Raw genomic sequence first — 8,699 nt, forward strand, 5'->3', positions numbered from 1 at the left:
GCGGTGCGCACGTGTGCGCACCGCCCACCGGGTACTTTCTACTGGTTTCCGGCCTCGGCCTACGGCACTACTTGAGCCAGGCGTCCACCTTGGCGCGGTTGGCCTCGACCCACTTCTTCGCCGCCGCCTCCGGCGACATCTTGTCCACCGCTATGTACTTGGCCACGGTGTCCTGGTCGTCGTTCGTCCAGTGGAACTTCTTCACCAGGTCATAGGCCGGGCTGCCCGACTTGGCGAACTTGGCACTGACGATCTTGTCGAGGTTGTACACGGGGTAGTCGCAGGCGATCTTCGCCGGGTCGGCGTCGCAGCCCGCCTTGTACGGGGGCAGCTTGACCTTGACGAGCGGCACCTCGGACGTGAACCACTGGGGCTCGTAGAAGTAGCCGATCATCCATTGCTTGTTCTTCTCCGCGTTGCGGAAGGCCTGGATGAGCGCGGTCTCGCTGCCCGCGTACACGACCTTGAAGTTCAGCTTCAGATTCTTGACCAGCGCCTCGTCGTTGGTGACGTACGACGGGTCGCCGTCGAGGAGCTGGCCCTGGCCGTCCGACTCGGAGGTCTTGAACTTGGCCGCGTACTTGTTGAGGTTCTTCCAGTCGGTGATGTCCGGGTGCGCCTTGGCCAGCCACGGCGGCACATACCAGCCGATGAGGCCCTTGTTGCCGGTCGGGCCGGCGTCGACGGCGGTCTTCTGCTCGGTGATGTACTTCTTCTTCAGGTCCTCGTGGCCCCAGTTCTCCAGGACGGCGTCGACCTCGCCCGTGCCGAAGCCCTGCCAGGCGATCTCCTCCTTGAGGTCCTTCTTGTTGACCGTGCAGCCGAGGTCGTGCTGAGCGACGTACGCGACGACCGCCGCATCCGCCTCGTAACCCACCCACGGGTTGATCGCGAGATTGAAGGTGCCGCACTTGCCGGAGCCGCCGGACCCCGCGGAGTTGTCGCCGACCTTCGCGCCGCCGCACGCGGTGAGGGTGAGGCCGAGGACGGCCAGGCCGGCCGCGCCGGCTCGCCAGTGTCTTGCCATGGTGTCGTGCTCCTTAAGCGCTTGCGCGTCGCGCCGCTGCCTGTGTGATCCGGTCGAACATGACTCCGAGAAGGACGATGGCCAGCCCCGCGGCGAGCCCCTTCCCGTAAAGCTGGCCCTGCGAGAAGCCGGCCACGACGTCGTAGCCGAGGGCGCCCGCGCCTACCAGGCCGCCCACCACAACCATCGACAGCACGTAGATCAGGCCCTGGTTGGTCGCGAGGGTCAGGGCGCTGCGTGCCATCGGCAGCTGGACCTTGGTGATGATCTGCCAGGTGTTGCACCCGGCGGAGGTGGCCGCCTCCACGGTGGTCGCGGGCACCGCCCGGACACCGTCCGCGACGATCTTCGTGGCGACCGGCGCCGCGTAGACGATCGCGGCGACGATGGCCGTGAAGCGGGTCGCCCCGAACAGTGCGAGGAACGGCACGAGATAGACGAACGGCGGCATGACCTGTGCCGCGTCCAGGGTGGGCCGCAGCAGCCGGTCCACTAGCATGCTGCGCCCCATCCACACGCCGAAGACGCCGCCGAGCACCATCACGAGCACCGTCGCGACGACGGTCGACGCCATCGTCGTCATGGCGTCCGACCAGACACCCGTGCCGACCAGCAGTCCGATACAGGCGGCGGTGGTGACCCCCGCCCGCCAGCCGCCGAGCACCACACTGAGCCCGATCAGGGCCGCGCCGACGAGCCACCACGGGGAGCCGGTGAGCAGCGACTGGAACGGGTTGAGCAGGCCGTTGGTGAGGGCGTCGCGGAAGCCGTTGGTGAGGCCCGACAGGCTGTCCTGTGCCCAGGTGGTCGCGGTGTCCGCGCCGCTCGCGATCTTGCTGCCGATGGTGCCGTCGCCGGGGAACTCCGCCGCCCACACGTAGGTGTGCGACATGTAGAAGAGTACGGCGGTGACCACGGCGCCCGCGCCCAGCAGGGGACGCCGCCAGGCGAGGAACCGGCCGCCCGAGCGCCGTGCCGCCTCCGCGCGGGCGCTGGCCGCGGTGGTGACCCGGTCGAGGACGATGGCCATGACGACGATGGCGAGGCCGGCGTTGAAGGCGGTTCCCACGTCGAGCGACTGCAGGGCCTGGACCACGGTCTTGCCGAGGCCGGGCGCGTCGATCAGGGCCGTGATGGTCACCATGGCCAGGGCGGCCATGATGGTCTGGTTGACCCCCATCACCACGGTCCGCCTGGACATCGGCAACAGGACCTTCAGCAGCGCCTGCCGCCGGGTGGCGCCCATCGAGTCCGCCGCCTCGACGGTGGTCTCCGGTACGGAGCGGATGGCGTGGGCGGTGATGCGGATGGCCGGCGGAGCCGCGTAGATGGCGGTGGCGATCGTGGCGGAGGCGGGGCCGATGAGGAAGAACAGCGTCATCGGGGCCAGGTAGACGAAGGTCGGCATCGTCTGCATGAAGTCCAGCAAGGGCGTCACGATCCGGTTGAACCGGTCGGACAGTCCCGCCCACACGCCCAGCGGGATCGCGAACAGCAGCGCGACCAGGACAGCGGAGAGGGTCAGGGCCAGGGTGTCCATGCTCTCCTGCCACAGGCCCTGCAGCCCGAGGAAGGTGAAACCGGCCACGGCCAGCAGCGCCACCCGCCAGTTGCCCACGGCCCAGGAGACATATCCGGCGATGCCGACGACGCCGAGCCAGCCGATCTGCGGGACGGGGCGAAAGCCGGAAGGCTGGGAGATCAGGCCCTGGACGAAGGTCACCAGATTGTCGATGACCAGACGGATCTCGTTGAAGAAATAGATGAAGAGCGGGTTGGAGTTGCGGTTCGCGCCGATCGAGTCGTTGACGTGGTTGAACCACCGATGCAGATCCGTGAGGTCCGCCGCCGCGAGCGACAGGGTCTGCTTGCCGCGCAGCACGGCGAACAGCAGCAGCCAGGCGACCAGGATCGCGGCCACCAGCGTGCGCCGGCTGACCCTGCGCACGACCGCGGCGGGCGGGCTCTTCTCTTCCTGTTGCTCGGTCTTCTCGGGCTTTTCTACGGCAACGGTCATCACATGTCGCCTTCCTGCCCGGCAACCACCGCGAGGATCTCCTCGTCGCCGACGACGCCGAGCAGTTTGCCGTTCTCGACGACCTTGACCGGCTTCTCGGCCGCCAGTACGGCCCGGGTGGCTTCCCGCACCACGACGTCCGGGCCCAGCTCGGGGCCGTCCAGGGCGTCGCCGGCCTCCGGCGCGCGCATGATCCACCGCAGGGTGAGCACGTCGCCGCGCGGCACGTCCTTGACGAAGTCGCGGACGTAGTCGTCGGCGGGGGCGCCGACCAGTTCGTCGCCGGTGCCGCACTGGACCATCTTGCCGTCGCGCATAATAAGGATGCGGTCGCCCAGCTTGAGCGCCTCGGAGAGGTCGTGGGTGATGAACACCATGGACTTGCCGACCTCGTGGTGCAGCCGGATGACCTCGCTCTGCATGTCACGGCGGATCAGCGGGTCGAGCGCCGAGAACGGCTCGTCGAAGAAGAGGACTTCCGGATCGCCGGCCAGGGCCCGGGCGAGGCCGACGCGCTGCTGCATACCGCCGGAGAGCTGGTCGGGGTAGGAGTTCTCGTAGCCGGCGAGGCCCACCAGCTCGACGACCTCCATCGCCCGCCTGGTGCGTTCTGCCCTGCTGATGCCACGAATTTCCAGGCCGAACGACACGTTGTCGACGACGCGGCGGTGCGGCAGCAGCCCGAAGTGCTGGAAGACCATGGAGAACTTGCTGCGGCGCAGCTCGCGCAGGCGCCCCGCGTCCGCGCCGCGGATGTCCTCACCCTCGAAGACGATCTCGCCGGTGGTGGGTTCGATCAGCCGTGTCAGACATCGCACCAGCGTGGACTTGCCGGAGCCGGACAGGCCCATGACGACGAAGACCTCGCCGGGCGCGACGTCGAAGTTCACATCGCGTACGGCGGTGGTGCACCCCGTACGGTCCATGAGCTCGCGGCGGGTGAGCCCGCACAGCTCCTCCGAACCGGGCACCCGCTCGGCCTTGGGCCCGAACACCTTCCACAACTTGCGCACGGATACGACCGGCGTGTCGTCCGAGTCCTGAGGCGTGCCGCGCCGCTGCGGCACCTCGGTCTGTACTGGGGTCACGATCGCCCTCTCTTCGGCATTCAGCCGCGGAACCAGTGCTGCGGCCGGGGTTGGATGTTCTGCCAGATGTGCTTGGGCTCTCGGTACTCGTCCAGGCCGGTCGGTCCCAGCTCCCGGCCCACGCCGGAGTACCCGAACCCACCCCATTCCGCCTGCGGCACATAGGGGTGGTAGTCGTTGATCCACACCGTGCCCTGGCGCAGCCGCCGGGCGACTCGCTGGGCCTTGCCCGCGTTCTGCGTCCAGACGGCGCCGGCGAGTCCGTACTCGGTGTCGTTGGCGATGCGGACGGCGTCGTCCTCGTCGGTGAAGCGCTCCACGGTGAGCACGGGTCCGAAGGATTCCTCGTGCACCACACGCATGTCCTGTCGGCACTGGTCCAGGACGGTGGGCTGGTAATAGAAGCCGTTCGCCAGCGCGGGGTCGGCCGGGCGTTGGCCGCCGCAGCGTAGCACGGCGCCCTCGGCGAGCCCGGCCGCGACGTACGCCTCGACCTTCTCCAGGTGCCGGGCGGAGATCAGCGCCCCGGTCTCGGCCCCGGGGTCGAAGGGTCCGCCCAGGCGGATCTGCCGGGCGCGGCGTACGACCTCGTCGACGAAGGCGTCGTGCAGGGAGTCCTCGACGATCAGCCGGGCGCCGGCCGAGCAGACCTGTCCCGAGTGCAGGAAGACGGCCGTGAGCGCGAAGTCCACGGCCGTCTCGAAGTCGGCGTCGGCGAAGACGATGTTGGGATTCTTGCCGCCGAGCTCCAGGGCGACCTTCTTCACGGTCGCCGCGGCCGTGGCCATGATGTGCTTGCCGGTCTCCAGGCCTCCGGTGAAGGAGACCATGTCGACGGCGGGGTCCTCGGCGAGCGGTGCGCCCGCCTCGGGCCCGGTGCCCAGGACGAGGTTCGCGGCGCCGGCCGGGAGCCCGGCCTCCTCCAGCGCCCTCATCAGCAGGATCGAGGTGGAGGGGGTGAGCTCGCTGGGCTTGAGGACGATGGTGTTGCCCGCCAGGAGGGCCGGCGCGACCTTCCAGGACGCCTGGAGCAGCGGGTAGTTCCAGGGGGTGATCAGCCCGCACACCCCGATCGGCTCGTACACGACACGGCTGACGGCGTCGTCGCGGCCGGTGTCGATCACGCGGCCGGCGTCGGTGCCCCCGATCCCGCCGTAGTGGCGGAAGCAGGAGACGACGTCGGCGATGTCGTACTCGCTCTCCACCAGCCGCTTGCCGGTGTCCAGCGATTCGGCGCGGGCGAACGCGTCGGCGTCGCGTTCGAGGAGGTCGGCGGTGCGCAGCAGGAGCGCGCCGCGCTCGCGCTCGGGGGTGCGCGGCCAGGGCCCCTCGTCGAAGGCGCGGCGGGCGGCGGTGATCGCCGCCTCGGTGTCGGGGCGTGTCCCTTCCGAGACGGTCGCGCCGAGCGTGCCGTCAGCGGGGCAGCGGATCTCCCGGAGGCCTCCGGCCACGGGTTTCCGCCATTCACCGCCCACATACAGGTCTGCCACGCGCCCAGCCCTTCAACCGACGTTTGTTGCGCATTGCGCATCCAATTGCTTGTGGTGGAACACCTTGGCGAAAGTCCAGACAGACGTCAAGGGCCTGATGGCTATTCCACAAGGGGACTGTCAGCCTTTTTCCCGCGATCGGGAACCTATGTCAGCCAGCAGTGCAAAACCTTGGTCACCTATTCCTGAGAGCGGTGATGTCAGTCACCCACCCGCGCGAGCAGGGCGCGGCCACCGTTCCGTCTCGGCGATCTGGTTGAACGTGAACAGGTGCAGGCCGGCCACCCCCGCCGAGGGTGGGGTGGGCGCCTGCTCGCCGCGGGCCAGCAGCCGGTCGGGGCAATACCCTCCGGGCGTCGCGAAGCGCAGGAACCAGGAGGCGTGCTTCGTCAGGAAGCGCGTGGACTCACCCACAGCGATCTTCGTCGCCATCGCCAGCAGCTTCGCCCGCTGCACGGGCCCGCCACGCCCACGTGGACCGGCAGGACGATGTCGCGGCGGCGGATCCGGGCGACCCACTCCCCCAGCGTGCGCGGGTCGAAGCAGAGGTTGCTCACGACGTACGTGGCGTGCTCTCGCTTGTCCCACATCGCCTGGATGGTGACGTCGTAGTGGATGAGGGGATGGGTCTCCGGGTAGCCGATGACGCCGACGTACGCGAAGGGGCTGCCCAGGTCTGTCAGCCCGCGCAGCACCGGCAGCGCTCCCTCGTAGGACCCGGCCGGCGGGTCGGCGTCGCCTGCCGGGACGAACACGTCGTCCACGCCAGCCTCACGCAGCCGGTCGGCCACGTCCTTCAGATGCGCGTCGTCCCGCAGCAGGCGTGCGGGTAAATGCGGGACGGCGCGGTAGCCGTGCGCCGCCAGGCGGGTGGCGAGGCCGAGCGTCGGCTCCAGGCCCTTGACCGGCGATGCCGTGACGGTAACCACGACATCATGCGGCACGTGGGCGAGGACCTGCTCCTCCGTCGCCTTCGCGGGCAGCACCTCATAGCGGACGCTGCGCAGCAGCGCCCCCAGCCCTGGGGTGCCCAACGTCTATCCCGTCTGCTTCTGGGCATCGTGATGGCGGTAGTACGCGGCCTTCGACGGGGCCAGGGGTTCCTTGCCGAGGATCAGGTCGGCGGCCTTCTCGGCAATCATCATCACCGGTGCGTAGATGTTGCCGTTGGTGACATACGGCATGACGGAGGCGTCCACCACGCGCAGGCCGTCCAGACCGTGCACGCGCAGGCTTGCCGGGTCGACGACGGACATCTCGTCGGTGCCCATCTTGCAGGTGCAGGACGGGTGCAGAGCGGTCTCGCCCTCCTTGGCGACCCAGGCGAGGATCTCCTCATCCGTTTCCACCCGCGGACCGGGCGAGACCTCGCCGCCGTTGTAGGGGGCGAGCGCGGGCTGGTTGAGGAGTCTGCGGGCGACGCGGATCGCCTCGACCCATTCGCGGCGGTCCTGCTCGGTGGAGAGGTAGTTGAAGCGCAGCGCCGGGTGCTCGCGCGGGTCCCTGCTTTTGATCTTCACCGAGCCGAGGGCGTCGGAGTACATGGGGCCCACGTGGACCTGGTAGCCGTGGCCGCCGGAGGGCGAGGAGCCGTCGTAGCGGACCGCGACGGGCAGGAAGTGGAACATCAGGTTGGGGTAGTCCACGTCCTCGTTGCTGCGGGCGAAGCCGCCGGCCTCGAAGTGGTTGGTGGCGGCCGGGCCCGTACGGAAGAGCCACTGCAGCCCGATGAAGGGGGCACGCCACTTCGCCATATACGGCTGCATGGAGACGGGCTGTCTGCAGGCGTACTGGACGTAGACCTCCAGGTGGTCCTGCATGTTCTCGCCGACGCCCGGGAGGTCCTGGACGACGTCGATGCCGAGGGCGCTCAGTTCGGCGGCGTTGCCGACGCCGGAGAGCTGAAGCAGCTGCGGGGAGTTGATGGCACCGCCGCAGAGGATGACCTCCTTGGCGCGGACCTGCTGGGGGGCGCCCCGGCCGCGCCGGTACTCGACTCCGACGGCGCGTCTGCCCTCGAAGAGGACGCGGGTGACGAGGGCGCGGGTTCTGACCGTGAGGTTGGGCCGCTTCATCGCCGGCTTGAGGTACGCCTTCGAGGCCGACAGGCGACGTCCGCGATGGACGTTGCGGTCGAACTTGGCGAAACCTTCCTGCCGGTAGCCGTTGACATCGTTCGTGGGCGCGTAGCCCGCCTCCTCGGTGGCCTTGAGGAAGGCGGTGAACAGCGGGTTGGTGGCCGGGCCGCGCTCCAGGACGAGCGGTCCGTCATGGCCGCGGAACTCGTCGTCCGGGTCGGCGGCGAGGCAGTTCTCCATCCGCCGGAAGTACGGCAGGCAGTGCGCGTAGTCCCAGGTCTCCATCCCGGGGTCGGCCGCCCAGCGCTCGTAGTCCATGGGGTTGCCGCGCTGGAAGATCATGCCGTTGATGCTGCTGGAGCCGCCCAGCACCTTGCCTCGCGCGTGGTAGACGCGCCGGCCGCCCATGTGCGGCTCGGGCTCGGACTCGTACTTCCAGTCGTAGAACCGGCTGCCGATCGGGTAGGTCAGCGCCGCGGGCATGTGGATGAAGACGTCCCAGGGGTAGTCGGACCGGCCGGCCTCCAGGACCAGCACCCGGGTCGCCGGGTCCGCGGAGAGTCTGTTCGCCAGTGCGCTGCCGGCCGATCCGCCGCCGACGATGACGAAGTCGTACTGCAGGGGAGCCATGGTGCCTCGTCTCGCTCGCGCCGTAGATACGCGAGGCATGCTAGTACTAGTAGCGCCATACGCACCAGGTTGCGGAGCACGCAACTTTCCCGGACCCATATTTCGTCGTTGTTACTTGCCGTAGCGTTGTTTACTGTGGGTATAGTTTCGTTGTGAGCAACTACAACCTTGAGACCGAAACCTCAACTTCACACGCCGGCGGCGTACAGTCGGTCGACCGTGCCATCAGCGTCCTGGAGATCCTGGCCCAGCGCGGCGAGGCGGGCGTCAGCGAGGTGGCGGCCGAGATCGATGTTCACAAATCCACCGCGTTCCGGCTGCTCGGCGCCCTGGAGGTGCGGGGCCTCGTGGAACAGGCGGGCGAGCGCG

At 68.8% G+C, this 8,699-nt stretch carries 6 protein-coding genes and 1 pseudogene; 1 reads left to right on the top strand and 6 read right to left on the bottom strand.

Going from position 1 to position 8,699, the window contains the following annotated elements; translation table 11 throughout:
* Positions 1-67 precede the first annotated feature (67 nt).
* The 6 genes and pseudogenes from H8R17_RS43365 to betA form a co-directional block, all read right to left on the bottom strand.
* Positions 68-1,027: an ABC transporter substrate-binding protein gene (locus tag H8R17_RS43365; protein WP_187828677.1), complete on the bottom strand. Its 960-nt coding sequence runs from the start codon at positions 1,025-1,027 to the stop codon at positions 68-70.
* A 13-nt stretch (positions 1,028-1,040) separates the two neighbouring features.
* Positions 1,041-3,044, bottom strand: coding sequence for a proline/glycine betaine ABC transporter permease (locus H8R17_RS43370; protein WP_187828678.1), 2,004 nt, complete (start codon positions 3,042-3,044; stop codon positions 1,041-1,043).
* Entirely contained in the window at positions 3,044-4,132 is a 1,089-nt protein-coding gene (locus H8R17_RS43375) for a glycine betaine/L-proline ABC transporter ATP-binding protein (RefSeq protein ID WP_187828679.1), read from the bottom strand. Before H8R17_RS43375 ends, H8R17_RS43370 begins: the two co-directional genes overlap by 1 nt.
* Positions 4,133-4,152: 20 nt before the next feature.
* A complete protein-coding gene (locus H8R17_RS43380; RefSeq protein WP_187828680.1) occupies positions 4,153-5,622 on the bottom strand; it encodes an aldehyde dehydrogenase family protein in 1,470 nt (489 codons plus the stop codon).
* 204 nt (positions 5,623-5,826) lie between these two features.
* Positions 5,827-6,656 (bottom strand): annotated as a pseudogene (locus H8R17_RS43385) (5,10-methylenetetrahydrofolate reductase).
* Positions 6,657-6,659: 3 nt separating this feature from the next.
* Positions 6,660-8,330, bottom strand: coding sequence for a choline dehydrogenase (gene betA, locus H8R17_RS43390; protein ID WP_187828681.1), 1,671 nt, complete (start codon positions 8,328-8,330; stop codon positions 6,660-6,662).
* Positions 8,331-8,482: 152 nt separating this feature from the next.
* Here betA and H8R17_RS48270 point away from each other — a divergent pair.
* Positions 8,483-8,699, top strand: a 217-nt coding sequence (locus H8R17_RS48270) for a helix-turn-helix domain-containing protein (RefSeq protein WP_187828682.1), incomplete at its 3' end; no start/stop codon positions are given.

The sequence above is a fragment of the Streptomyces sp. TRM68367 genome (assembly GCF_014495685.1).
In the GTDB taxonomy this organism is placed as follows: domain Bacteria; phylum Actinomycetota; class Actinomycetes; order Streptomycetales; family Streptomycetaceae; genus Streptomyces.